Annotated in this window: 22 protein-coding genes and 3 tRNA genes; 4 read left to right on the top strand and 21 right to left on the bottom strand. The window is 57.9% G+C overall.

Features of this window, described 5'->3' with window-relative positions; all coding sequences use genetic code 11:
* The first annotated feature begins 13 nt into the window (after positions 1-13).
* Positions 14-1,699, top strand: coding sequence for an alpha/beta hydrolase (locus ACMG4N_RS11025; protein ID WP_297763670.1), 1,686 nt, complete (start codon positions 14-16; stop codon positions 1,697-1,699).
* Between the two features lie 71 nt (positions 1,700-1,770).
* Here ACMG4N_RS11025 and ACMG4N_RS11020 read toward each other — a convergent pair whose 3' ends face one another.
* From ACMG4N_RS11020 to uvrY, 21 genes are all read right to left on the bottom strand, one after another.
* The gene (locus ACMG4N_RS11020; RefSeq protein ID WP_297763667.1) at positions 1,771-3,036 is read right to left on the bottom strand and encodes a hypothetical protein; all 1,266 of its coding nucleotides are present in this window, start codon (positions 3,034-3,036) and stop codon (positions 1,771-1,773) included.
* A 1-nt stretch (position 3,037) separates the two neighbouring features.
* Positions 3,038-3,553: a type II secretion system protein M gene (locus tag ACMG4N_RS11015; protein ID WP_297763665.1), complete on the bottom strand. Its 516-nt coding sequence runs from the start codon at positions 3,551-3,553 to the stop codon at positions 3,038-3,040.
* Positions 3,550-4,686: a type II secretion system protein GspL gene (gene gspL, locus ACMG4N_RS11010; protein WP_297763662.1), complete on the bottom strand. Its 1,137-nt coding sequence runs from the start codon at positions 4,684-4,686 to the stop codon at positions 3,550-3,552. Before gspL ends, ACMG4N_RS11015 begins: the two co-directional genes overlap by 4 nt.
* 69 nt (positions 4,687-4,755) lie before the next feature.
* Positions 4,756-5,796 carry a type II secretion system minor pseudopilin GspK gene (gspK, locus tag ACMG4N_RS11005; protein WP_297763659.1) on the bottom strand — a complete coding sequence of 347 codons (1,041 nt, stop codon included), beginning with the start codon at positions 5,794-5,796 and terminating at the stop codon, positions 4,756-4,758.
* Complete coding sequence (gene gspJ / locus ACMG4N_RS11000) at positions 5,793-6,431, bottom strand: type II secretion system minor pseudopilin GspJ (protein ID WP_297763656.1); 639 nt, start codon at positions 6,429-6,431, stop codon at positions 5,793-5,795. The genes gspK and gspJ overlap by 4 nt, the downstream gene beginning before the upstream one ends.
* Positions 6,428-6,808, bottom strand: a complete 381-nt coding sequence (gene gspI, locus ACMG4N_RS10995) for a type II secretion system minor pseudopilin GspI (RefSeq protein ID WP_297763652.1) — start codon at positions 6,806-6,808, stop codon at positions 6,428-6,430. The genes gspJ and gspI overlap by 4 nt, the downstream gene beginning before the upstream one ends.
* Positions 6,805-7,434 carry a type II secretion system minor pseudopilin GspH gene (gspH, locus tag ACMG4N_RS10990; RefSeq protein ID WP_297763648.1) on the bottom strand — a complete coding sequence of 210 codons (630 nt, stop codon included), beginning with the start codon at positions 7,432-7,434 and terminating at the stop codon, positions 6,805-6,807. Before gspH ends, gspI begins: the two co-directional genes overlap by 4 nt.
* Before the next feature lies 1 nt (position 7,435).
* Complete coding sequence (gene gspG, locus ACMG4N_RS10985) at positions 7,436-7,861, bottom strand: type II secretion system major pseudopilin GspG (RefSeq protein ID WP_297763645.1); 426 nt, start codon at positions 7,859-7,861, stop codon at positions 7,436-7,438.
* An 8-nt stretch (positions 7,862-7,869) separates the two neighbouring features.
* On the bottom strand, positions 7,870-9,090 hold the full coding sequence (gene gspF / locus ACMG4N_RS10980) for a type II secretion system inner membrane protein GspF (protein WP_297763642.1): 1,221 nt from the start codon (positions 9,088-9,090) through the stop codon (positions 7,870-7,872).
* 15 nt (positions 9,091-9,105) lie between these two features.
* Positions 9,106-10,608 carry a type II secretion system ATPase GspE gene (gene gspE / locus ACMG4N_RS10975; RefSeq protein WP_297763640.1) on the bottom strand — a complete coding sequence of 501 codons (1,503 nt, stop codon included), beginning with the start codon at positions 10,606-10,608 and terminating at the stop codon, positions 9,106-9,108.
* 1 nt (position 10,609) lies between these two features.
* Positions 10,610-11,746 carry a response regulator gene (locus tag ACMG4N_RS10970; RefSeq protein WP_297763637.1) on the bottom strand — a complete coding sequence of 379 codons (1,137 nt, stop codon included), beginning with the start codon at positions 11,744-11,746 and terminating at the stop codon, positions 10,610-10,612.
* A 7-nt stretch (positions 11,747-11,753) separates the two neighbouring features.
* A complete protein-coding gene (locus ACMG4N_RS10965; protein WP_297763634.1) occupies positions 11,754-12,299 on the bottom strand; it encodes a chemotaxis protein CheB in 546 nt (181 codons plus the stop codon).
* Between the two features lie 32 nt (positions 12,300-12,331).
* Entirely contained in the window at positions 12,332-12,814 is a 483-nt protein-coding gene (locus ACMG4N_RS10960) for a two-component system response regulator (protein WP_297763632.1), read from the bottom strand.
* Positions 12,815-12,827: 13 nt separating this feature from the next.
* Positions 12,828-13,691: a CheR family methyltransferase gene (locus ACMG4N_RS10955; RefSeq protein WP_297763629.1), complete on the bottom strand. Its 864-nt coding sequence runs from the start codon at positions 13,689-13,691 to the stop codon at positions 12,828-12,830.
* An 18-nt stretch (positions 13,692-13,709) separates the two neighbouring features.
* Positions 13,710-17,381, bottom strand: coding sequence for a response regulator (locus ACMG4N_RS10950; protein ID WP_414431641.1), 3,672 nt, complete (start codon positions 17,379-17,381; stop codon positions 13,710-13,712).
* A 249-nt stretch (positions 17,382-17,630) separates the two neighbouring features.
* Positions 17,631-17,716: transfer RNA gene (locus ACMG4N_RS10945), tRNA-Leu, on the bottom strand.
* A gap of 22 nt (positions 17,717-17,738) precedes the next feature.
* Positions 17,739-17,812, bottom strand: a tRNA-Cys gene (locus tag ACMG4N_RS10940).
* Between the two features lie 54 nt (positions 17,813-17,866).
* A tRNA-Gly gene (locus ACMG4N_RS10935) sits at positions 17,867-17,942 on the bottom strand.
* A 164-nt stretch (positions 17,943-18,106) separates the two neighbouring features.
* Entirely contained in the window at positions 18,107-18,706 is a 600-nt protein-coding gene (gene pgsA, locus ACMG4N_RS10930) for a CDP-diacylglycerol--glycerol-3-phosphate 3-phosphatidyltransferase (RefSeq protein ID WP_084573356.1), read from the bottom strand.
* Positions 18,707-18,907: 201 nt separating this feature from the next.
* A complete protein-coding gene (gene uvrC / locus ACMG4N_RS10925) occupies positions 18,908-20,731 on the bottom strand; it encodes an excinuclease ABC subunit UvrC (protein ID WP_297763621.1) in 1,824 nt (607 codons plus the stop codon).
* Positions 20,732-20,802: 71 nt separating this feature from the next.
* The gene (gene uvrY / locus ACMG4N_RS10920) at positions 20,803-21,456 is read right to left on the bottom strand and encodes a UvrY/SirA/GacA family response regulator transcription factor (RefSeq protein WP_297763618.1); all 654 of its coding nucleotides are present in this window, start codon (positions 21,454-21,456) and stop codon (positions 20,803-20,805) included.
* 318 nt (positions 21,457-21,774) lie between these two features.
* Between uvrY and ACMG4N_RS10915 the strand changes: the two genes are divergently transcribed.
* Genes ACMG4N_RS10915 through ACMG4N_RS10905 form a run of 3 tightly spaced genes read left to right on the top strand, consistent with a single transcriptional unit; the run spans position 21,775 to position 24,733 of the window.
* Positions 21,775-23,448 (top strand): carbon starvation protein A, encoded by a 1,674-nt coding sequence (locus ACMG4N_RS10915; protein WP_035244480.1) that lies wholly within the window; start codon positions 21,775-21,777, stop codon positions 23,446-23,448.
* Positions 23,448-23,717: a cory-CC-star protein gene (locus tag ACMG4N_RS10910; RefSeq protein ID WP_052042422.1), complete on the top strand. Its 270-nt coding sequence runs from the start codon at positions 23,448-23,450 to the stop codon at positions 23,715-23,717. The genes ACMG4N_RS10915 and ACMG4N_RS10910 overlap by 1 nt, the downstream gene beginning before the upstream one ends.
* Positions 23,717-24,733, top strand: coding sequence for an ArsA family ATPase (locus ACMG4N_RS10905; protein ID WP_414431640.1), 1,017 nt, complete (start codon positions 23,717-23,719; stop codon positions 24,731-24,733). The genes ACMG4N_RS10910 and ACMG4N_RS10905 overlap by 1 nt, the downstream gene beginning before the upstream one ends.
* Positions 24,734-24,772: the final 39 nt, after the last annotated feature.

Genomic DNA, 24,772 nt, shown 5'->3' with positions numbered 1-24,772 from the left:
AGGACGTAGCGCCATGCGACCGCTCTTCATGTCGATAGCCCTTTTTTTGGGCGCCATCGCCATTACCGGCTGTACCACCACACTTCCCAACACCAATGATCGTTTTGCCAGGCAAGCCCTGGAAGCCGATTACTACCAGGTTCGCATCCCGACCCGGGACGGCAAGAAACTGGCCGCCACGGTATATCAACCGGAGCTGCAAAGCGGCCAGAGTGCGCCACTGGTGATTGCCACCCATGGCTTTGGCGGCTTCCGCGCCAAGCGGCCACTATCAGTCTACGGCAAGGCCATTCTCACCGGTGAAGCTGCCATTGCCGCCTGGAAAGCCGGCTACTGGGTGGTCTTCTATGACCAGCGTGGCTGGGGCCAGTCCGACGGCCGAGTGCATATGATGGACCCGGATTATGAAGTGGCAGACCTGAGTCAGGTGATCGACTGGTCACTGTCCCATCTGCCCGGCGTTAAACGCCTGGAAGACGGCAGCCCCGCCATCGGCATGATCGGCGAGTCCTACGGTGCCGGCCTGCAAACCCTGGCGGCATTTACCGAGCCTCGCCTGAAAGCTCTGGTTCCGCTCACCGGCTGGTACGACATGAACAGTATCGCCCCCAATGGCGAATTTCGCACTGCCTGGGGCGCAGTATTACTTGGCTTTGGCGGAATCAATAGCGGTTTTGATATCGGCGAGATGTTTGCCGACCCCTGGCGCAGCGCCTTCGATGGCACTGTCAGCCGAGACATGCAGACGCTGATGTACGAACGCAGCGCTGCCAGCTTCTGCGACCAGGGCAAGACACCCTATGCCGATGCCCTCTTTATCCAGGGCTTCAGCGACAGCCTGTTCCCTTTTCAGCAGGCAGAAATGAACTACGACTGCTGGCAGGCACAGGGCCGTGACGCCAGAATCATCGGCCTGGAAAGCGGCCATGTGATGCCCTGGCCTATCCAGAAATGGCGCGGCTGGCTCCCCTTCTACCAGACCGATGACATGGTGCACTGCGGCGACTATAGCGAGACCACCGTGGACACCATCATTAACTGGTGGGACGAAAAACTGCGCGGCGAAGAACCCAGCGTGCCGCAATACTGTATCAATGTAACCAGCGACCGGGGGCTTGCCATGGAAGGCGGCGGGATTATGGATGGCGGTAGCCGCTATAGTCTCTCCCCTACCCGCGTGACCATTCCCCTGGCTGGTGCCTTCGAGTGGCTGATGGCCGGCTTCGATATCGGTGGTGACATGTTCCGTGCCATGTGGCCTGGTGCCGACCTGCGAGAATTGAAGCCCAATGGCGGCTTCGGGCGACCCAAATTTGTTCCCCTTTATGTGGCACGTGGCGATGATGAAGTCCTGCTGGGCAAGCCGCGCATTGATCTGAACCTGGCCGGCACTTCCGGCGGTAAAAGCATGCCGGTGTTTGTGGGGGTTGGGATTCAGCACGCCAACCGCCGGCGGGTACACGTTGCCAGCGAACAACTCACGCCGCTACCGGAAAAGGGCATCCATAACATGGAATTGCCGGCGGTAAGTCAGCCGCTGGAGGACGGGGATCGTGTTGGTCTGATTATTTACGGATTTACGGCCCAGTTTCCGCTGAACTCCGCCTTCCTGGCCAGAAACGCCACGGTCAAAGGGGACATATGGTTACCGTTGACCCGTGAAGAGGCTATTTCGCTGGTACCGGACCGACCTTTCTAACCACAAACGCCGTCTTGACGGTGGGGAGAAAGAGGGTGCGGGACACATGACCAGGTAAATTCCACACCCTCTCATTGATTGATCTGAACAGGCACCACGGCAGATCGTTGACGCGCGAACTCATCCGCCGCAAACCCTTCCAGTCCATCCTCGAAATACAGGCTCACCGTAAACCGCAGCTCTTCCGGCTGCGGCCACCCGTGCAGAGAGTATCCCAGGTTGGGCCACTGGCCGGGGAACTGCTCGGGCTCAACGGCCAGCGAAGCATCATCCTGATAAATCAGCGCCAACGGCGTTTCCATGAGTTCATCAGGAACGGTCAGATGGGTAAGCAACGCAAAATCACGCTTGCTGTCAAACAGGATCCAGTTGGCATCCATGGTCATGGTCTGATCTGCAAAGGCCTGATCATCCGCCTTGCCGTCAACAATGACCGGATTATCGACAAAATTCGCTGTGTACACAGCGGCACCTGACTGATTATTCCCATCTACCGTCACCGACACTTCCGGCTCTTTCAGTGTGGCCCGGTAAAGGTCCGGAATTTTGGCATAGGTGTGAGCTTCATAGTGAGATGCATAACGCATGGCCTGCACCTGGATGGTCATGACGGGAATGCCAGCAAGCACTACCCGGGTGCGCAGGTGCATGACCGAGCGGATCGGCCCCACAGAAAATCCCACACGTTTCGGCCGCAGATTATGGTTATCCAGTGTCATGCGGGTAAACCGGGACAGCACCCCTGCGCTCATGCGCATCTTCAAGGTATCAATGATGGAGCCTTCACCCTGATACCCGCGGTAGCCGAGATAATGCCAATTCAGTTCGTTGTCTGGATCCACGTCCAGCCGATAGAGCGCTGTACGGGTTTCCCCGCTATCAACATCGTGAGCCACATAATAATTGCCACTACGCTCATTGTTGCCTCGCACCAGATAAAAATGGCAACTATCGGCAACGGTGAGTTCGCTGATCACTTCTCCCTGTTCAGGCTCGAGCCCCTCCGGAGCGTGCGGCCCGGCATCTGTCAGCATCATCAAAAGCTGGTCATCTGCATCCAGCTGGCCCGGTGAACCGGCAAGCGCAAAGCCGGAGTCCTCAAACCAGACCATGCCCTTCTGGTCCATTTCATCAAACTGATAGGCCACCGGGACAAAACGCCCCCGCTCAACCCGCATTACCGACAGGGCCGACAGCTCCATTGCGGATGCAGCCGGGAGCTGGGCACCGGAAATTTTCACCACTCGGCCGCGGTCAAGAGGGTCGAAGCGACACTGAGCGTCGACCGTAGCGGCGAGAATCAGCGTACTGAAAGCCAGAAGGAGGCGAAGCGTCATATTATTGCTGCAGAGTTGCCCGAACGGTTGCAGTGCCGGATTTGCCTCCCGGCGTCATTTCCAGGTTCCCCAGCTGCACCCCCTTCTCTTGCAGGGACTGCAACCAGAGCACGGTCTGGGCGGCAGGCTGTTCTTCAAGCTGGATACGGACTGAGCGATTGCCATCCGGGGAAAAGCCTTTCAGGGTAAGGCCAAAATCATCCGCACTGCGGCTCACATCACTGACCCAGTTGTCGGGCAAACGGCTATTGCTGTTGCTGCCGGCACGGGCGGCCTGCACCGCACCGCTGTTAGCGTTAATCCATTCCAGGGTCTGCATGTTAGCCACGTATTGCTGGCGGGCTTGATCCCTGGCAGCCAGTGACGGCGCCCAGATCAACCAATACAGCACCACGAAAACCGCCACCCCGGCGAGCACTTTGAGTACCGTCTGTTCGCGGGCTTCTCGGCTGGCATACCACTGCTCCAGCTGCGACCAGCGTTCGGAAGCCAGTTTCTTCAATTCAGCAGATGTCATCCTGGCTGCTCCACCTTGATCCGCGCACTGACGCCCTGGGCGCCGTTGCGATAATTGGCAATGGAAGCATTGCCTCCCTGCTTCCTTATGGCGTTCTGCAGGGCTTCAAGCTGGGCGTAATCCTTGGCCCCCACATCTACCAGCAACACATTCTGGCGCTGATCATACTGGAGTCGCTTGGGCTCCACCTTCATGTCCTTGAGGACCTGCGCTACCGGCGCCAGCAGCGGGAAAAAGGCCGCACCGCCACCATCCGCACCACCACCAAGGCGAGCCAGACGCCCCTGAAACTGGCGATTCAGTGCAGAGGTTGCCTTGTCTCCGGGGAACAGTTGCTCATAGCGATCCTTGGCTTGCGCCAGGGCGGCATCCGCCGCCCGTTGATAACGCCACTGCTGGACCCAAACGGCCACCACGGCCACCAGAAATACAGCCGCTGCCAGGTAGGCAACCGGACGCCAGGGCCCTAGCAGCGCACTTTCCCTGCGGTTTTGGCGTGGCATGTAAGGGCCGGTAAGCAGCTCCTGTCCGTGGCGATGGCGCAGGTCGGCAAACAGGACTTGCAGGTCGACCTGACGGGCCTGATCCAGGCTGTCACCCAACAGCGGGGCAAACGCTTCCTGCTGGTCTTCGTCAATAACCAGCCCCTGCTCCCGGTCAATTAACAACAGTTGCTGGCCATTTCCCAGGTCTGCAGTCAACGGCAGCACGGCCTGCAGGCAATCCGCATCGACTTGTAATGAGGCCAGGTGGGCACCGGCCTCCCCCGCCCATTGCTTGAGGTTGGTGATCAGTTCGCGACGCACCGCCGACACCTGATAGTCGTCGCCGCCCCCCTTGCGGGAAACGAACCAGAGGTCATCCGGATTATCGAGCAGCTGTTCTTCCAGCAAATAAGGAAGCACTCGCTGGAGGTGGCGTGCCTGTTTGCGGCTGAGAGTGACATGGGTCAGCCTTGCACAGGAGACACTGACAACCACAGCGACTTTGCTGCCCTGGCAGGCAGCCAGCGCCTCACCCAGGGCAAGCCATTGTACGGTTTCACCGTTGCGGTACTGGTACAGCACCGGGCTGTCCGGTTGCCATTCGGTTTCCCCGGCGCCGGCAAGGTAAATCAAGGGAGCATCTGCCACGCTAATCCGTCCTTCCATCATTATTCTTCAGCATGTGCCACACAATTGCGGAGCCACATCTGGCTTTTGTCAGGTACCGTCAGCATTGTAGAAGGGATTGCACGCCGGTTCGAGTGGCGTCAGCAGTGGACTGACCTGACGACTGAACACGGAGGTTGTTTTCCCTTGGCCATTGGCCCGATGAAGGCGGCTGACCAGTCGACTGAGCTGGCCATCCACTTCCACATTTACCATTACCTGAAAATACTCGCTGCTGACACCCAATAGACTGGCAAGATCGTTTTTCTGATTGGCGTTAAGGCCATTGAAAGCGGGTTCCTGCATTAAATTACTGATTGCCGTTATGGGGGCCTTCTTGCGTTCCTCTATTACTGCTTTGACTGCCCCTGTGCCAGCCACGCTGCCAATCACCGCATCCAATACCTGCGGTGGCGCAGTATTGACGTTCAAGGTAGTGCCTTGCGGTAATGCAGTAAACAGGCCCCACACCAGCGATTCAGCGGGCTGACTATTGACCCGAAAACTGAGCAGTGCGCGCAGTTCTGACTCGTGCGACACAGGCATATTAGGCGTACGTCGGTTTCGGTACTCCGGATCTTCTGCCCCTTCCACACTGTCTACAATATTGTTGCTGTCCAGCCAGTCAGCCATTTCATTGGCCAGCCGTGAGGGATTGGCTTCGGGCGGAAACGTCTGTTCGATGAGGCGGGTCAACTGAGTGATGGCTTCGGGGTTTCGGATAAATTGTCCGCCGGATGTCGTAATCAGCCAGTTCAGGTTAAAACGCCCCTGCAAATCCTGGACGCTGGCGCTGAGCATGGCGTCGTCATAGGGGGTGGGCGGCAACTGCACAGCCCACTGCTCTTCGACACAGTCGTCCACCATGGCATTGTTGTTGCGATCATCATCCAGATCATCGATCAGCCCCTGCTGGGCGACCACCTCTGCCGCCATGGCGTATTGATAGCGCTTATCCCACTGCAGCAAGTTATCTGCCCGGGTCAGGAAGCGATCCTGCCGGAAAACAATTTCCAGGGTAATGGTACTGAGGATGGCGAACAGCATCAGCACGATAATCAGAGCCACACCATGTTGCTTGCTGGCTGTCATGTCCACGGGTTCACCACCGTACGGTAGAAACGGTGAATGGTATCGCCATCTTCCAGCTCAATTTCCACTTCGATGCTTTTCGGTAATCGCTGCTGCCAGACGGGAACCGCAGCCAGGGCCACATCCGGCCACAGCTCCAGCCATTGCCACTCTCCCTGTGGAGTCTTGTCGAGATAACGCACCGTAAACCGGGCCACATCGTCGATCAGCACATCTTGCTGATATTCGGTGGCCACATTGGTATCCAGCACTGGCCAGTAACGACGATAGAGTTTGCCGTCTTCCAGCGTATAGATAACCCGCTGCATCTCACTGCGCTGACGCAGCCCGAAGGGGTTGGACCAGCCAAGTCGGGTAAATTCCACGTAATTGTCGCGGCCGATAATGGCGGGTTGCGGGTCGCCATAGGGATCGCGGACCGGGCGGCTGATCAGTTGCTCGAAATCCAGGGTCAGGTAGGTGATGGCGCGCTGGTTGCGCTCCATGATGCTGGCGTTGGCATTGAGTTGCTCACGGCCCTGCAGCGCACTGCCGAGGAAGCTGGCTACCCACACATAGATAAACGCAAAGATGGCGATAGTGACAACCATCTCCAGCAGCGTGAAGCCTTTGATCGCAGCGCGCCCTGTCATCATGACGCCGGCTTGCCGATCAAACTTGCCAAGCGGTAGGCCATGCCACCCTTGTCGTCACCCTGAAGCGGACCCACTTCGATATCCACACGCCGGGTATCCGGATAAGGACCTTCGGAAATGGTGGTTTCTATCCACCAATCACGACCGTTACGGGTGACTTCACTGTCAGAGGTGCCGGTAGTGGGCCATTGCTGATACACCTGCATTTCCACCAGCTTGTCAGACGCCACCAGAAATCCCAGATGCGTTTCGTTGATATTGGTGTAGGCCCGCGCGGTGGCGCCCATGCTCTGCCCGAGGGTCACCATCACCAGGGCCAGGATGGACACGGCGACCAGCACTTCGACCAACGTAAAGCCCTGATGTCCACGTCTCACTGCTCGCCCTCCTCGTCATCCCCGGCGTCAGGATCACTGAACTGGCCCAGTGCGGAAACGCGCAAACGTTGCTCGGCCTCCACATCATCATAGGCACGAAGCGTCACTGTCAGCGGCGAGACTTCACCACTGGGGAAGAAAAACACCTGGGGAAAAACCGCCTCGTCCTGATCGGAGCCGTCGCTTTCTTCGTCATCAAGCAATGCCTTGCCCGACCCGGCCATTACATCGTCCTGCACCAGGGTTTCGGCCACCTCACTCAGGCTGGCCTGATCTTCACCCAGATCATCAAGCTCCCAAACCAGCTCCAGTGAAGGCGGCAGTCTGTGAGCCTTCAGTGCCGTATCATCCACGGGCAGAAAATCACCCTCAATTCTGTCGTAGGCCAGTGGAGTCCAGCCGGTGGTTTCCAGCCGCAAGGCCAGCAACTGGCCAGAGAACAGGCTGCGCTCATTGAGTAGCGCCAGGGTATCTTCCAGGCGGGCCGCTTCCTCTTCGAGCTGGCGGTCATCACTGGTCCAGTTTCCCTGGGATACCAGCACCGCCGTTAGCAGCCCCATCAGCATCACCACCACCATGATTTCCAGTAGCGTGAATCCGGCCTGACCGACGGGGCGTAGGCGCATATTACTGAATGTCGCGCCAGTTGATGTCCGCATCAGTACCTTCACCACCCTCTACCCCATCGGCGCCCAGGGAAAGCAGATCGAAGGGCCCTTCGACACCGGGAGAGATATACACATAGTCATTATTCCAGGCATCCTCGGGCACGCTGGACAGATAGCCGCCGTCAGGCCATTTGCGGGCAGACGCCGGGCGCTCAACCAATGCATTGAGCCCTTCTTCACTGGTGGGATAACTGCCGTTGTTGAACTTGTAGAGGTCCAACTGCTGGACAATCTTGCCCATATTGGCCTTGGTCAGGTCCACTTTGGCCCCCTCGCCCTGCCCGATCACATTGGGCACGATGACTGCGGCCAGCAGGCCGATAATGGCCACTACCACCATAATTTCCAGCAGGGTAAACCCTGACATGGCGCCTTTCGTTTTCATTCTTCCACCTATCCGGCTAGTAAATTGTTCATTTGCATGATGGGCAACATGACCGACAACACGATAAGCACCACCACTCCCGCCATGAACAGCAGCATGATAGGTCCCAGCAGACCCACCATAGTACTGACAGTGCTACTCAGTTCTCGTTCCTGATAATCCGCGGCCCGGGTGAGCATATGATCCAGCTCACCGCTGGCCTCACCGCTGGCAATCATCTGTACCAGCATGGGCGGGAAATAGCCGCTGGCATCCAGGGCACGGCTCAGGCTGCCGCCCTCACGGACCTTGGCGGCGGCATTCTTGACCGCGTTTCTCACTTCAAGGTTACCCACCACCTGGGCGGCAATAAACAGGGCATCCACCAGGGGCACGCCGGAACGGCCGAGAATCCCCAGGGTGCTTGCCAGGCGGGCACTGTCCGCGGCCCGCAGCATGGTGCCCACCATCGGCATGGTCACCAAGCGGCGATGCACCCGCAGGCGGAATGCCGGGTCACGCATGGCTCGCATGAAAGCCACCACCGCGACAACAATCAGCAAGCACAGCAGCCAGCCCCAGTCGCGGGCAAAATCACTGAGTGCCATGACAATGCGGGTCAATAGCGGCAGCGTCTGTTCACGCCCTTCGAACACAGCCACCAGTTTGGGCACTACAAAGGTCATCATCAGCATGATGACAATGGTGGCAAACACCATGATAAAGGCCGGATAGATCATCGCCTGAGCCACCGAGCGGCCGGTGTCATGGCGGGTTTCCAGGTAATCGGCCAATTGCTCGAGGACTTGCTCAAGGTGGCCGCTCTGCTCGCCGGCCGCCACGGTGGCCCGGTACATTTCCGGAAAAGCCCGAGGAAAGGATTCGAAGCTGTGGGCCAGGCTGAAGCCCTCGCGCACCTTGGCGCGAACCGCCAGGATAATCCGTTCGATGCGGTCATTGGCAGCCTGCTTGGCCACCGCCGACAGGGCCTGCTCTACGGGCAGGCCGGATTTGAGAAGAGTGGCCAGCTGGCGGGTCAACAATGCCTGCTCGGCGCCATTGAGCTTGCCGGAACCGGAAAAGCGCCCCAGGCCGGCAGAACTGCTGCTGTCCTGGGCCTCATTGACCTCAATGGGAACCCAGCCCTTGTCACGGAGCTGTTGACGCACCTGGCGAGCACTGTCGGCTTCCAGCGTGCCTTTCTTGATTTTGCCCCTGTGATCCAGGGATCGGTATTCGAATGCAGGCATGGATCAGGGGTCCGGTCAGTCTTCGCGGGTCACACGCAATACTTCTTCCACACTGGTGTGTCCAGCCAGTACTTTACGCCAGCCATCCTCGCGGATGCCACTGGTGAGGGTACGGGCGTGTCGGTTCAATGCCAGTTCGCCGGCCTGGTCATGAATAAGCTGGCGCATGGTTTCATCAATCAGCACCAGTTCGTAAATACCGGTTCGCCCGCGGTAGCCCTGCTGGTTACAGGCATCGCAACCATTTGGATGATAGAGCGTACAGGATTCCCCTTCCGGCAACCCCATCATTCTCAATTCGCTGGCACTGGGCTGATACGGTGTCTTGCAGTCATCACACAAGACACGCACCAGTCGCTGTGCCAGGGCCCCGAGCAGGGAGCTGGAGAGCAGGAATGGCTCGATGCCCATATCCTGCAGCCGGGTCATGGCACCCACGGCAGTATTGGTATGCAGTGTAGACAGCACCAGGTGACCGGTCAGTGATGCCTGCACGGCAATTTCAGCGGTTTCCAGGTCACGGATTTCACCCACCATCACTACGTCCGGGTCCTGGCGCAGAATGGCGCGCAGCCCGCGGGCAAAGGTCATATCCACCTTGGTGTTGACCTGAGTCTGGCCGATCCCCTCGAGCTGGTACTCGATGGGATCTTCCACTGTGAGAATATTACGGGTGCTGTCATTGAGATCCGCCAGTGAGGCGTACAGCGTCGTGGTCTTACCGGACCCGGTAGGGCCGGTCACCAGGATAATGCCGTGGGGCTTGTGAATCAGTTCGCGCATGTGCTGGTCGCACACATCGCCCATGCCCAGATGGGACAGCTGCAGTCGCCCTGCCTGCTTGTCGAGCAGGCGCAGCACTACCCGCTCTCCATTACTGGACGGCATGGTGGACACCCGCACATCCACGTCACGGCCGCCAATTCTCAGGGAGATACGGCCATCCTGGGGAATCCGTTTCTCGGCAATGTCCAGCCGTGCCATCACCTTGATACGCGAAACCAGCAGTGGCGCCAGCTCCCGTTTCGGGGTGAGTATTTCACGCAATACCCCATCGACCCGCATGCGAACCACAAGGCGCCGTTCGAAGGTTTCAATATGGATATCGGAAGCATCCTCGCGGATGGCTTCCTGCAACAGGGCATTGATCAACCGGATAATCGGCGCGTCATCTTCCTGTTCCAGCAAATCGGAGGTTTCCGGCAATGAATCCGCGAGGCTGGCCAGATCCAGTCCTTCCAGGTCACCAGCCGCTTCCGCAGCAGCGCCGCGCTGCTGCTCGTAGGCGATGGCCATGGCAGCGGTAAAAGCAGCCTCATCCATGGGCACCAGCGCCGGCAACCGTCCTATATAACGCTGAACCTCACTAAGAGCGGACAGCGGCACATCCTTGCGGTAGCACAACTCGCGATGGCCATCTTTTTCACGCAACAGCACACCGTAGCGCCGGGCAAACCCATAGGGCAGCAACGACGGGGGAAGGTCTTTATTTTCCGGCGTCTCGATGTGCTCGTTCATTTCAGTATTTATCCATCAGATTCTCGATCACATTAGCCGTGATCTTTGTCAGTTCCATGAACTGGAAACCCACCTGGTATTCCCCGGGGGCATCCAGAATTTCCGACCATACCACCCGCGCATCGAAGCTGATGGTGTTTACCCCGGCAATTTGATCCGGCAACACCATGCCCATATGTAACACCTCACCATGGGGAAGCTCACGGCGGGTAAACAGCTTGAAGCCGTCCAGGCTGATATTCATCAGGCGGCCCACGTTACCACCGGTGCTGCGATCGAACACCACCATTTCCCGAAACAGCTTCTTGCGCGGGTGGCGGCGATGATCCTTGCGACTGTCTCTCACATCATTTTCGTCGTCAGCCTTACGCAACACAATGACGACACCGGTAAAATTGCCGGCATCATCGTTGATAGCGTTACCGCGTACCGACAAGGCTACCAGTCCGTCTTCATCTTGTGTGTACAGGCTGTGTTCGTTTTTCCAGCCTTCCCCCTGCTGACAGGCCTGACGTAACGGTGATTCCTTCCACTCCCAGCGACGCTTGCCAGTGTCATCATTGAAAATCAGCGCCGCAATATCCTTACCTACCAGCTCATCGCGGGGGCGGCGCAGCAGGGCACAGGCCGCCTCATTACAGAAAGACACCTTGCCGCGGGCATCAGCCCCTATCAGGGCCTCGCCAAGGGCGTGTAGCAGGCGTTCGTTTTCGTCCTTCAGGCGTTTCATCTGTACCACAGCCTGCTGGAGTTTCTTTCGCTGGCGATCCAGTTCAAGAAACACATTGACCTTGGCTTCCAGTATTTTCTGGTCAATGGGCTTGAACAGATAGTCCACCGCGCCGCATTCATAGCCCTTGAACACGTATTTCTGCTCTTTGGATATGGCGGTGACGAAAATGATGGGGATATGGCGGGTTTTGTTGTTCTTGCGCATCAGCTCGGCGACTTCAAAGCCGTCCATTTCCGGCATCTGCACATCCAGCAACACCAGCGCGAAATCATATTTCAGCGCCAGTGAGAGTGCCTCGTTACCCGATTGTGCCATAACGAGGTTACGCCCTTCCCCGTCGAGAATTGCTTCAAGGGCGATAAGATTTTCCCTGTGGTCATCCACAACCAAAATGTTTTGCTTCATAGGTCTACTACCCTGCAACCTGTTCTGCCAGAAAGGGCCCGATTGCTTCAAGGTCGAGCACTCTGGAAACCGCACCTGTTTTTATTGCCGCTTCGGGCATGGCCGGTGCTTCTGCACTTACCGGTGACTGGGCAATGGTGAACCCGCCACGACGGTGAATATAGTCAATTCCTTTTGCACCATCTTCGTTGGCGCCGGTGAGAATAACCCCGGCAAGCTGTTTCCCGTAAACCGCCCCCGCGGAAAGAAACAGCTCGTCTACCGATGGGCGAGAAAAGAGTACAGCCCTTCCTGCAGAAAAAGCCAACGTCTCATCCTCTTCCACCAGCATGTGATAGCCGGGCGGTGCCACATAGACACAGCCCGGCTGTATCTCTTCCTTGTCTTCCGGCGCGATCACCGGCAGTTGACAATAACGGGCCAGCAACCATGGCAAACGATTTTCCGCGCTGGCATGCTGATGCTGAACCAGCAGAATGGCAGCCGGAAAGTCGGCCGGCAACGCCGACAGGATGCGAGTATACGCATTAAGGCCTCCCCAGGAGGCCCCCATGACAATCGCCTTTACCGGCCCGATTCTGTTCATCACGATGAGTTACCGCTACCCTCCCCTCGCTGGGTTTTTCCGGCTTCGTAGGCAGCACGATGGGCCTGAGCTTCACGCAGCTTCTCCTGAAGTTCGCGCCGCTGCTTGTCCAGGCTGAGAAAGAAATCCACTTTGCTCTTTAAGATCAATGGATCCAGGGGTTTGAACAGGTAATCCACGGCTCCGGCCTGGTAGCCCTTGAATACGTATTTCTTTTCCTTGCTGATGGCAGTCACAAAAATAATGGGGATGGTCTGCGTATCCTTGCGCTGACGCATCAATTCAGCAACTTCAAAGCCATCCATACCTGGCATCTGCACATCCAGCAGCACCAGAGAAATATCTTCCTTAAGCAGAACCTTCAAGGCTTCCTGACCGGAATGTGCCTTGATAAGGGTACGCCCCTCGCCTTCCAGGACTGCCTCCAGCGACACCAGGTTGGCGGGTTGGTCATCCACGAGTAGCAGCTTCTGCTCTATCATTGGTTGTCTCTAGTCATGCGTTGTGAAGTAATTGCCGCTTGCGGAAAATCCGTAGCGGTGTGTTGATCACATCAAAGGTCTCTTCCTGGCCGCTGAAACGCAGGCTTTCCTTGGTGCCCAGGCAGAGATAGCCGCCCATGTCGAGGCTGTCGCTAAACAAGCGAATCACACGGGCCTGCAGGGCACGATCAAAGTAGATCAGCACATTGCGGCACAGGATAACGTGCATTTCACCAAAAACCTGGTCCGTTGCCAGGTCATGGTCGGCAAAAACAATATTGCGCTTGAGGCGCTGCTCCATAATCACGCTGTCATAGCGCGCAGTGAAATAATCAGACAGTGAGTGTCGCCCCCCTGCCCGACGATAATTGTCACCATACTGTTTCACCGCCTCAATGGAATAAATCCCTTTTTTCGCGGATGCCAGCACATTCTTGTCGATATCAGTGGCATAGATCATGGCGCGGTCGTAGAGCCCTTCTTCTTCCAGCAGGATGGCCATGGAATAAATTTCCTCGCCGGTGGAGCACCCGGCATGCCATATCTTGATGAAGGGAAAGGTTTTCAATACCGGCACCACGTCTTCACGGAAGGCCCGGTAGAACTCCGGGTCCCGGTACATCTCGGTCACATTGACGGTGAGATCGTTGAGCAGGGTCACGAAGAACGGCCGGTCGCGCAGTACCTTGTCGGTCATTTCCATGATCGAGGCGAAACCGGACATGGTCATACGATGCATGACCCGGCGACGAATGGACGCCTTGCTGTAAGAGCGGAAATCGTACCCATACATCTGGTAGATAGCCTCCAGCAATAGCCGGATCTCGATATCCTCCACATTGATCTCATCATCATCGATGGGGTACGGCTCAGCCATTCATTGATCCTCCAGGGCCTACTTGTGGAGCCAAACCCGCAACAGCGAGGTGAGTTTTGCCATATCAATCGGCTTGGAGCAGTAATCGTTGGCGCCCGCCTGAATACATTTGGCCCGGTCGTCCTTCATAGCCTTGGCGGTGAGTGCCAGCATCGGCAACTTCTGGAAACGAGCCTGCTCGCGGATAAGCGTCATGGCCTCGTAGCCATCCATCTCGGGCATCATGATATCCATCAGCACGATATCCATATCCGGATGCTCCTCCAGAACATCCAGTGCTTCGCGACCATTGTTGGCAATGGTGATAGCGAAGCCCAGCTCTTCCAGCTGGGCCGACAGCGCATAAATATTGCGCATGTCATCATCCACCAGCAGCAACTGCTTACCTTCGAAAATATCGTCGCGATGCTCGATGGCATCCGTGCTGGGGCGGCGGTTGGCAGGCAGCGTAGACTCCAGCCAGTGCAGGAACAGAGACGCTTCATTCAGCAGCCGCTCGTGGGAACGCTCTGTCTTGAGAATGATCCTGTCAGCGTATTTGCGCAGCTTCGCTTCTTCTTCGCGAGTCATGTCCTTGCCGGTGTAAATGACCACCGGAACGCTGTCATAACTTTCACTGGCATGCAGGGTTTCCAGCAGTTCGAAACCGCTCATGTCCGGCAGGGTCAAATCCAGAATCATGCAGTCGAACACGGTCTCGCGCAGGGCTTTCAGGGCCTCTTCACCACTGGTTGCAGCGGTGATTTCCACACCTTTCTGATCAAACAGCTCGCGAATACTCTCGTGCTGGATCTCACTGTCTTCCACTACCAGCAGACGGCGCACATTGGTTTCGATGGCTCCTTCAATCTTGGCAAAGGCAGAGAGAATGTCATCCTGTTTGGCTGGCTTGGTGAGGAAATCGATGGCGCCCAGCTCAAGGGCTTTCTTGCGCTCATCCCGTCCCGACAGGAAATGTACGGGAATATCCTTGGTGCGCGGGTCGGCCTTGAGTTTCTCCATGACTTCCCAGCCATCAATGCCCGGCAAGCCGATATCCAGAATGATGGCGCTGGGGCGATAGTGGCTGGCGTATTCCAGTGCTGCCTCCCCATCAGAACAGATATGCCCTTCCAGCCCATAATCGGCTGCCAATTCCAGCAGGACATTGGCGAATTCGCTGTCATCCTCGACGATCAGTACGGTCTTTTCACGTACGACGAAATCATCGCGGGCGGGTTCGGCATGAGTCAGTGGTGCGGTATGGGCTTCCGCATTCGTGCCGATGTCTGCTTCCTGCGGCACACCGCCGGCTGATGCTTCCATGGACTCCTCGGAGCCTTCCGGCAGATACAGCATGAAGGTAGAGCCCGTGCCTTCTCCGTCGCTGTAGAGACTGATCTCGCCACCCAGCAAGCGTGCCAGTTCCCGGGAAATGGTCAGCCCCAGACCGGTGCCGCCATATTTGCGGCTGGTAGTCCCATCCGCCTGCTGGAACGCCTCGAAGATCAGCTTTTGTTTTTCAGCCGCGATACCGGTGCCCGTGTCGGTCACCGCAAACTTGATGGTCTGGTCACGCAGTAACTGTCGGGACGGCAGCGACTCGTCTTCTTCGGGGCGGGCGATGGTCAGCGTCACCGAGCCTTGCTCGGTGAACTTCAAGGCATTGGAAAGCAGGTTCTTGATGATCTGCTCCAGGCGCTGACGGTCGGTATAGAAGTAATCCGGCAGGTTGTCGCCCAGATTGACATGGAAATCCAGATTGCGACTTTCCGCCACATGGGCAAAGTTTCGGCGGAAATGCTCACCAATTTCCTGTGGGGACAAGTCATCAATGATGACATCCATCTTGCCTTCTTCGATCTTGGAAATATCGAGAATATCGTTGATGAGGCTGAGCAGGTCCGAGCCGGCAGAGTGGATTACCTGGGCGTGCTCTACCTGCTTGTCATCCAGATTGCCTTTTTTGTTCTGACCCAGCGCATTGGAGAGAATCAGGATCGAGTTGAGCGGTGTCCGCAGTTCGTGGCTCATGGTGGAGAGGAACTCGGATTTGTATTTGGAAGACATTTCCAGTTCGCGGATCTTGTCTTCCAGCTCGTGGCGCAGCAGCTCAAGCTCATCGTTCTTCTGCGCCATCTCACTCTTCTGCTCGGTAAGCAAACGCGCCTGAGCTTCCAGTTCTTCATTGGTAACGCGCAATTCTTCCTGTTGAGCCTGCAGACTCTCTTCGGAGGCGCGCAAAGCCTGCGTCTGGGATTCCAGTTCTTCGTTGATCGCCTTCAGCTCTTCCTGCTGCTGCTGCAGGCGGGATTCCGAGGCGGACAACTCCATGGCCTGTTCTTCCAGGTCTTCATTGACCTGGGCCATCTCTTCTTTCTGTCGCTCAAGAGCGACAGCCTGCTCCTGGGTCTGTTCAAGCATTTGCGCGAGACGCATGCGGCTTTGCACGCTGTGCACAGACACCGCGATCACAGACACGCATTGCTCCAGGAATGTCAGGTCTTCGTCACTGAATTCACGGAAAGCGCCGATTTCGAGCACACCCTTGATTTCATCATCATGGACAACCGGCATCACCATCACATTGCGAGCCTGCCCGGCACCGGTCCCGGAAGCGATACTGATGTAATCCTCCGGCACCTGCTCCAACAGGATGCTCTTGCGCTCAAGCGCACACTGCCCCACCAGGGACTCACCCAGCTTGAACGCGTTAGCCAGATGCTTACGCCGCTGCATCGCATAGGAGCTACTCAGGATCAGCTGCTCGGTGGAGGGGTCAAAGCTGTAAAACGCACCCACCTGAGCTTCCAGCACCGGCACCAGGAAACTGAGCATGTTATTGCCCAGCTGTTCAAAGCTCATCTCGCCGCGCATGCGGTTATTGAGCTCCGCCAGATGATTCTTGATGGTTTCCTGACGGCGGTCCTCGGTGTGGCGCTTTATCAGCGAGTCACGCATCTTGCGGATGGCGTGCAACAAGTGGCCGGTCTCGTCACGGCCACCCTTTTCAATCTTGGTATCCCACTTGCCATTGGCAATGTTGTCCGCCGCGTTCACCGCGCCTTCCAGCGGCAAGGTGATCGCACGGGTCACACGCAGGGCAATCAGGGCCAACAAGGTAAAGGCAACCAGACCCAGAAACAGGCCGATTTTCTGGGTGCTGAGGTTATCGGAACGACTGGCATTGAGCGTTTCACGAAACGCTTCGTAGCGCTGTTTCTCAAACGCTTTCTGGTGTGTCTCGTAGGCATCCTGCAGGCTGCGAACATGACTGATTCGCTGGTATAGATCATCGGAAGCCGTATCGTTGTCAATCAGGCTGCGCGCCAGAGTGGTGGCCTCACCGATGTAGGCACTGAAGCTACTGCGCAAGTCTTCAACGCTGCCCGACAGGCTGGGGTCCGTACGGCGGATATCCGCCAGCCGTTGCTCGAACTCGGCGGCACGACTCTGCGCTTCCTGCAACAGATCCGGATCGGCCTGGGTAATGGCCGCAATAAAGGATTCACTGATAGCAATGAAACCCACATTGTTGGCGTTGACCAGCTCCAGAACCGGAAAGTCCTGACTTTCGATCCGTTTCAGGTGATCAATATTGGTTTCGGCAATATAGAAGCTGTAGGCCGCATAGACCAAAAACAACACAATGCCCAGTGCGGCCACAGACAGAATTTTCAGCCGCACAGACAGGTTCTGGAACCAGTTCATTCAGATAGCCCTCTCGCCTTTCCGGCTTTTTGTTCTCATTGCCCCCCGAAAGGGCTAGGCCCGAATCCGCGATCAGATCGCAGAAGCAGGCTAAGACTAAAGTGTGAGGCTACCAGAAAGCCTGGCAACACGGCAATAAAGTGCCTGAAGTTGCGTAACCAGGTGGTTGATTTGGCTGGAATTATTTCCGACTAGCGGCGATGCTAATTGATACTGGAAATGGGGGGTGTCACAGGAAGGGATAAAAGCTGGTGCCCGGGGCGGGACTTGAACCCGCACGACCAAAGGTCAACGGATTTTAAGTCCGTTGCGTCTACCAATTTCGCCACCCGGGCGGTGACCGTGCAGGTCAATAATTGGAGGCGCGGGTCGGAATCGAACCGGCGTACACGGAGTTGCAGTCCGCTGCATAACCACTCTGCCACCGCGCCTTTAAACTGGTTTACCAAGAAAAAACCTCGGCGGAACCGAGGTTTTCGAAAACTTGGAGCGGGAAACGAGATTCGAACTCGCGACCCCAACCTTGGCAAGGTTGTGCTCTACCAGCTGAGCTATTCCCGCTTTTTTTCTGCCCCGAATCATGCGTCGTTGCGGGGAAGAATTCTACCCATCGCCCTCTCACTGTCAAGCCGGGCCTGGTTGTTTTTTCTGATTTTTCAGCACTTTGACTAAAAAATCCCCGATTCGGACCCGCCTCGGCACCAGGCCAGGCTGGTGCGGTCGACTCAGTCCCCGCTTTTCAGTAACTCAGGGGCTGCCGCGCGCAGATAGGAGCCCATGGACCAAAGTGTCAGCGCCGTGGCCAGATACAACAGGCCATAACTGAGCCACAGCCAGGGGGTCATGACGATATCGCCAAACGCATCGAAGCCGGGCTTCTGAGCCAACAACAGGGTGATGGCTGTCATCTGGGTTACCGTCTTGATCTTGCCGAGCTGGCTCACCGCCACTCTGCCCCGCTGCCCCAGTTCCGCCATCCACTCACGCAGGGCTGACACGGCAATTTCCCGGGAAACAATCACCATGGCTGGCACCGCCAGCCAGGCTGTAGCATGAATCTGTACCAGCATCACCAGAGCCACCCCGACGATCAGCTTGTCCGCTACCGGGTCCAGAAACGCCCCCAGAGGGCTGGTCTGATTCAGGCGTCTGGCCAGATAACCGTCTAGCCAGTCGGTCACACCCGCTGCCAGAAACAGGGCCGCCGCGCACATGTCGCTCCACTTGAACGGCAAATAGAACACCAGAACCAGAACGGGAATTGCCAATACACGGATCATGGTCAGAATATTGGGCAAATTCAGGATCGGGCTCGTTTTCTGCATATGCACTACCGCCAAAATAAGGGCCTGTTGATACACTGCTCGGCCGTCGCATACCTGAAAAAAGCATGGAGAGCGGCACGAACGCAGCGCATGGCCAGCCTCAACACCCGCGGAACCGGAACACCGCGGGCACTAACAGGCCGAAAGCGCCAGTATAACGGAAAGCCGACTGTGACTCATTGCCGATTTTGCGATCAGGGCCTAGTCATGAAACCAATCGTAAAGGGTTTGCGCCATCTGGGCATTGATCCCCGGCACCCTCGCCAGCTCTCCGGCGGAGGCATTACGCAACTGCTTGAGGCCGCCAAAATGGGTAAGCAGCGCCTTGCGCCGCTTCGGGCCGATGCCGGGTATCTCGTCCAGGGAAGACTGTTTACGGGTCTTGCCGCGCCGGGCCCGATGGCCAGTTAGTGCAAACCGGTGGGCCTCATCGCGAACCTGTTGCAGCAGGTGCAACGCAGAATGGGATGGGCCCGGCACCAGCTCTTGCCCATCGGGCAAATACAGCACTTCAAAACCTGGCCGCCGGCTGGGCCCCTTGCCGATACCCATTACCCGCACGCGCTCTTGCAACCCCAGCTCCTGGGCCACATCCCAGGCGCGCTGCATCTGTCCCTTGCCACCATCGATCAGCAACAGATCCGGCAACCTTCCCTGCTCCTTGATCACTCGCTGATAACGACGTCGCACCGCTTCTTCCAGCGCTTCATAGTCATCCCCGGCATGGGCCGGGGCCACGTTGAAGTGGCGATAGTCGGTTTTCCTTGCTCCCTGCTGATCGAAGACCACACAGGACGCCACCGCCTTCTCACCCTGGGTGTGACTGATATCAAAACACTCAATGCGGCGCACCGGCTCCTCCGCCCCAAGCAACGCTTCAAGGGCCAGAAAGCGCTGCTCCATGTGTTCGCGGGCCGCCAGCTCTGCCGCCAGGGATTGCTGGGCATTGGTCTGCGCCATGTCGATCCAGGCGGCGCGCTCGCCCCTGACTCGCCAGGCGAGACGAACCTTCTTGCCCCAGTGGCCACTTAATGCCTGCTGCAGCGCCTCGGCACTGGTCGGCTCAAGCCCCAGCAGGATTTCCTGGGGCTGCACCGGATCTTCCCGGTCGCCCAGGTAATACTGGGCCAGAAACGCTTCCAGAATTTCGTTTTGGTCCTCTTCGCCACGGGTATCCGGGCGGAAGGTGCGGTGGCCGAGAATCCGGCCACCGCGAATCATCAGCACCTCCACCACTGCCAGGCCATGACGGCTTTCGATGGCAACCACATCCAGGTTGCCCTGCCCGGTTTCCGCGTATTGCTTCTGCTGCACAGATTGAATCGCTGCCAGCTGATCGCGGACGATGGCGGCCCGCTCGAAATCCAGAGATTGGGACGCAGCATCCATTTCCGCACTGAGCTGCTCGACCACTTCCCGGCTGCGACCATCCAGGAAGTCCATGGCCAGTTTCACCTGATGGGCATAGGCCTCCTCGCTGACCAGCCCGACACAGGGGGCAGTACAACGATTGATCTGATGCTGCAGGCAGGGCCGGGTCCGATTGCGGAAGTAGCTGTCGCTGCAATTGCGCACCTGGAAGACTTTTTCCACCAGGGAAAGCGCTTCTCGCACCGCGCCGCCACTGGGGTAAGGGCCAAAATAGTGACTGCCGCTACGGCGACTACCGCGATGAAAGGTGATGCGTGGAAACCGGTCCGCGGAGGTAATACGAATGTAGGGATAGGATTTGTCGTCGCGCAGCAGAATATTATAGGGCGGCCGCAGTTCCTTGATCAGCGATTGCTCCAGCAGCAAGGCTTCTGCCTCACTGCCGGTGACCGTAGTCTGGACACTGGCAATGCGGGCCACCAGAGCCCGGGTCTTCGCGCTGGTGATGTTTTTCTGGAAATAACTGCTCAGTCGCGCCTGTAAATTGCGCGCCTTGCCCACATAGAGGACATCACCGTCCTCATTGAGCATGCGATAGACGCCCGGCTTGCGGGCGCAATGATCCAGAAAATGTTGGGGATCGAACTCTGACAAGGGATAGGTCTCGGCCAGTTACTGCACCAAAAGTGTAACAGCTTAGGCCGGCCTGTTACTCCCTTTTGCGTTCAGGGAACCGTGTTCTCTACCGCATCCAGCATGCCATGGCGCACAGCCAGCAACGCCATTTCCACATCGCTGGTCACACCCAGCTTGTCGAAAATGCGATACCGATAGGTATTGACGGTTTTCGGGGACAGGCACAATTTATCGGCCACGTCCTGCACCTTGTGACAGTTGACGATCATCATCATGATCTGCAACTCACGCTCTGAGAGCATATCCAGAAGAGTGGCTTCATCACCGGTGTAGGGCTTGAGAGCCATGGTCTGGGCAATTTCCGGGCTGATGTAACGCTGTCCGGTGGTGACAATCTTGATGGCGCGGACCATTTCTTCCAGGTCGGCCCCCTTGGTCATATAGCCAGCGGCGCCGGCCTTCATAAGGCGGGAGGGAAAGGGCTCTTCCTCACACATGGTTACGGCGATGACACGGATACCCTCGTCCACGCGCAACAATTTACGGGTGGCCTCCAGACCACCGATGCCCGGCATCTTGATGTCCATGAGCACCACATCCGGCACTGTGTCCTTGGCCACCTGCACCGCCTGCTCACCGGAGCTGGCTTCGCCAACCACCCGCAAGCCGTCCACTTCATCCAGCATTCTGGCAATGCCGGTTCTGACCAGATCATGGTCGTCCACTACCAATACTTTGATCATTACTGCTTCCCCCGGGTAATTCCTTTACCCACTTCTTTTTCATTAAGGCACGAAGGGTAGCGTCTGTGCACCCACATGCATAGGACCGTGTTATCAAACGATGACATATCTCACGCCACCCCAGATATTTCCATTTTTGTCACAGCTCAGCATCCATGCAAAACGCCAATTTTCCAAATCGCGGCCCGACCTCGCACAGACACAAACCGAAACCTGTTAGCCAATGGTCGCGTTGACGCCCGAAGCAAAAGCACTAACCATGGGCATCATCATACGCCCCAACGGGCCACCAAAAGCGACAATGACAAAGGGCACTCCATGAGCGCAATCGTCCTGCTTCTGCTCGGCCTGGGTGGCATGGCCGCCGGCTATTTATTCTACTCCCGCTTTATCGCCACGCGCATCTACAAGCTCGACCCGAATTTTCGCACGCCGGCCCACGAATTCGAGGACGGCGTGGATTTTGTTCCTACCAACCGCTTTGTGCTGTGGGGCCATCACTTTACCTCTGTGGCCGGCGCCGCACCGATTGTCGGGCCTGCCATCGCGGTAATCTGGGGCTGGCTGCCCGCCTTCCTGTGGGTCGTTTTCGGCACCATCTTCTTTGCCGGCGTCCACGATAGCGGCGCCCTCTGGGCCAGCGTCCGCAATCGAGCGAAATCCGTTGGCGCCCTGACTGGCGAGGTTGTCGGTCGACGCGCCCGCACCGTGTTCATGATCGTCATCTTCCTGGTGTTGCTGATGGTCAACGCCGTCTTCGGCGTGGTCATCGCCAAGCTGCTGATCAACAACCCCGGCGCCGTGGTGCCGGTGTGGGGCGCCATTGCGGTGGCACTGGTAATCGGCCAGTTGATCTACCGGCGGGTAATCGGCCTGGGTGTGGTGTCCGTGGTGGGCGTCATAGCCCTCTACAGCCTTATTTATGTGGGCCCGCAGGTCCCGGTGGAATTGCCGGAACAGGTCATGGGCCTGTCCGCCAATGCAAGCTGGATCCTGCTGCTGTTCGGCTATGCCGCCATCGCCTCCCTGCTGCCGGTGTGGGTGCTGTTGCAGCCGCGGGATTACATCAACGGTCTGCAATTGTTTGTCGGCCTGATCCTGCTCTACGGCGCCGTACTCATCGGCAACCCGCAAGTGGTGGCGCCGATGATCAATCATGATGTGCCCGCCGGAACTCCCTCCCTGCTCCCTCTGTTGTTTGTCACCATCGCCTGCGGCGCCATCTCCGGCTTCCATGGCTTGGTGGCGTCCGGCACCAGCTCCAAACAGCTGGACAAAGAACCGGATGCCCGTTTTGTCGGCTATTTCGGTGCCGTGGGTGAAGGGGCCCTGGCCCTGGCTGCGATCATTGCGGCGACTGCCGGCTTTGCCACTCTGGCTGACTGGCAGGCCGTTTACACTGCCTTTGGGGATGGCAGCCTCACCGCCTTTGTTAACGGTGGGGCCAACATCCTGGCCGGCGGTACCGGCATGGATGTGGGCGTGGCCGCCACCCTGCTGACCGTCATGGCAGCCCTGTTTGCCGGCACCACCATGGACACCGGCTTGCGTCTGCAGCGCTACATTTTCCAGGAATGGGGAGAAATCTATCAGCAGAAATGGCTGACCCGCCCGCTGCCCGCCACCCTGCTGGCGGTTGCCAGCTGCCTGCTGCTGGCCTTCGGTGCCGGCGGCGCAGATGGCTCCGGCGGTCTGCTGATCTGGCCCTTGTTCGGCACCACCAACCAGTTACTCGCCGGCCTGACACTGCTGGTGATTACCATCATGCTGGTCAAACGCGGCCGACCCGCCATTTATACCCTGGCGCCATTAGTCTTCCTGCTGGTAATGACCCTGTACGCGCTGTTGATCCAGCTGAAGAGCTTTTATGACAAGTCTGACTGGTTCCTGCTGGGTCTGGATCTGGTGGTCCTGGTGGCAGCCCTGCTGGTCACCCTGGAGTGCGCCGCCGCTCTGAAACGGGCCTTCAACGCCCCGCCGGAGAGAATCTGATGCCCGGCAAGACCCGGCTGTTTTTCCGGCGCCTGGGAGAACTGGGCGCCCAGTATTACAACGCTCCCTACCGGGCCGCCATTGCCCGCGCCAAACGGGATGAGGAAGATCTGTTCATGTTGCTGGTATTTGCCGAAATGATGGGAGTGCCCAACCCCGCTGCCTGGAGCACCCTGGAGCTACAGCCACTGCTGATGGACCGTTTTCACGACTGGCATACCCGCATGGGCATGGAACGCTCACCGCTCGACCATTTCCGCTGCTGCTGATGCCTTCACTGAATCTGGACAAACTGCTGGCGGAAAAATCCCTGCTGATGGTCGGCGGCAAGGGCGGCGTAGGAAAGACCACTACCGCCTCCGCCCTGGCGCTGCGCGCTGCCGAACAGGGGCGGCGCGTGCTGCTAGTGTCCACCGACCCGGCCCACAGCCTGGCCGATGCCTTCGACCGCCCCATCGGCAACCACCCTACCCGCCTGGCCACCAACCTGGTGGCCCTGGAGATAGACCCGGACCAGGAAGTGGATGCCTACCTGGACCGGGTCAGCGCCCAGATGCGCCGTTTTGCCGGCCCGGATCAGGTGCGCGAACTGGAAAAACAGCTGCGCCTGAGCCGCCAGTCTCCCGGAGCCCAGGAAGCAGCGTTGCTGGAGCGTATCTCCCGCATCATTGACGATGACAGCCGCGACTATGATCTGCTGATTTTCGACACGGCCCCCACCGGCCACACCCTGCGCCTGCTCAGCCTGCCGGAAGTGATGGCCGCCTGGACCGATGGCCTGCTGCGACATAATGAGAAAGCTCGGACCCTGGGCAAGGTGCTCGGGCACCTGACGCCTGGCAAGGATCTGGACAGCCCGCTGCAGGATCCCACCGAGCACGCCACCGCCGACCTGGATCCACGAAGCCGGGACGTCGCAGAGACATTAATGGCCAGACAACGCCTGTTCCACCGCACCCGCAGACAGCTCAGTGACCCCGCGTACAGCGCCTTCCTGTTTGTGCTGACACCGGAGCGCCTGCCTATTCTGGAAACCGCCCGTGCCGTAGCAACCCTGCGCGACAGCCATATTCCGGTAGCCGGGGCCATCGTCAACCGTGTGCTTGCGGATGCCGCCGACAGCGCCTTCTTCGCGGCCCGACTGGCACGCCAGCAACGACATATGATCGAACTGGGTGACACTCTCAAAGGGCTGCCAAGAGTCCAGTTGCCTTTGCTGGAAGATGATATTCAAGGGCTTGAGGGACTACAGGCGTTCGCCGCCCTGCTGGAACCGACGGCCTAGGCGAGCAATCCATTCAACAGAGGAATGAGCGAATTTGCT

It is taken from the genome of Alcanivorax sp. IL2 (assembly GCF_047495475.1).
Classification (GTDB): Bacteria; Pseudomonadota; Gammaproteobacteria; order Pseudomonadales; family Alcanivoracaceae; genus Alcanivorax.
Note: the sequence above shows the minus strand (reverse complement) of the source record. Positions and strands in the feature narration are given on the sequence as shown.

Coding starts and splice junctions, on each gene's coding strand:
- ACMG4N_RS11025 (WP_297763670.1), top strand. CDS start 14: ATGCGACCGCTCTTCATGTCGATAGCCCTTTTTTTGGGCGCCATCGCC.
- ACMG4N_RS11020 (WP_297763667.1), bottom strand. CDS start 3,036: ATGACGCTTCGCCTCCTTCTGGCTTTCAGTACGCTGATTCTCGCCGCT.
- ACMG4N_RS11015 (WP_297763665.1), bottom strand. CDS start 3,553: ATGACATCTGCTGAATTGAAGAAACTGGCTTCCGAACGCTGGTCGCAG.
- gspK (WP_297763659.1), bottom strand. CDS start 5,796: ATGACAGCCAGCAAGCAACATGGTGTGGCTCTGATTATCGTGCTGATG.
- gspJ (WP_297763656.1), bottom strand. CDS start 6,431: ATGATGACAGGGCGCGCTGCGATCAAAGGCTTCACGCTGCTGGAGATG.
- gspH (WP_297763648.1), bottom strand. CDS start 7,434: ATGCGCCTACGCCCCGTCGGTCAGGCCGGATTCACGCTACTGGAAATC.
- gspG (WP_297763645.1), bottom strand. CDS start 7,861: ATGAAAACGAAAGGCGCCATGTCAGGGTTTACCCTGCTGGAAATTATG.
- gspF (WP_297763642.1), bottom strand. CDS start 9,090: ATGCCTGCATTCGAATACCGATCCCTGGATCACAGGGGCAAAATCAAG.
- gspE (WP_297763640.1), bottom strand. CDS start 10,608: ATGAACGAGCACATCGAGACGCCGGAAAATAAAGACCTTCCCCCGTCG.
- ACMG4N_RS10970 (WP_297763637.1), bottom strand. CDS start 11,746: ATGAAGCAAAACATTTTGGTTGTGGATGACCACAGGGAAAATCTTATC.
- ACMG4N_RS10965 (WP_297763634.1), bottom strand. CDS start 12,299: ATGGGGGCCTCCTGGGGAGGCCTTAATGCGTATACTCGCATCCTGTCG.
- ACMG4N_RS10960 (WP_297763632.1), bottom strand. CDS start 12,814: ATGATAGAGCAGAAGCTGCTACTCGTGGATGACCAACCCGCCAACCTG.
- ACMG4N_RS10955 (WP_297763629.1), bottom strand. CDS start 13,691: ATGGCTGAGCCGTACCCCATCGATGATGATGAGATCAATGTGGAGGAT.
- ACMG4N_RS10950 (WP_414431641.1), bottom strand. CDS start 17,381: ATGAACTGGTTCCAGAACCTGTCTGTGCGGCTGAAAATTCTGTCTGTG.
- pgsA (WP_084573356.1), bottom strand. CDS start 18,706: ATGCAGAAAACGAGCCCGATCCTGAATTTGCCCAATATTCTGACCATG.
- uvrY (WP_297763618.1), bottom strand. CDS start 21,456: ATGATCAAAGTATTGGTAGTGGACGACCATGATCTGGTCAGAACCGGC.
- ACMG4N_RS10915 (WP_035244480.1), top strand. CDS start 21,775: ATGAGCGCAATCGTCCTGCTTCTGCTCGGCCTGGGTGGCATGGCCGCC.
- ACMG4N_RS10910 (WP_052042422.1), top strand. CDS start 23,448: ATGCCCGGCAAGACCCGGCTGTTTTTCCGGCGCCTGGGAGAACTGGGC.
- ACMG4N_RS10905 (WP_414431640.1), top strand. CDS start 23,717: ATGCCTTCACTGAATCTGGACAAACTGCTGGCGGAAAAATCCCTGCTG.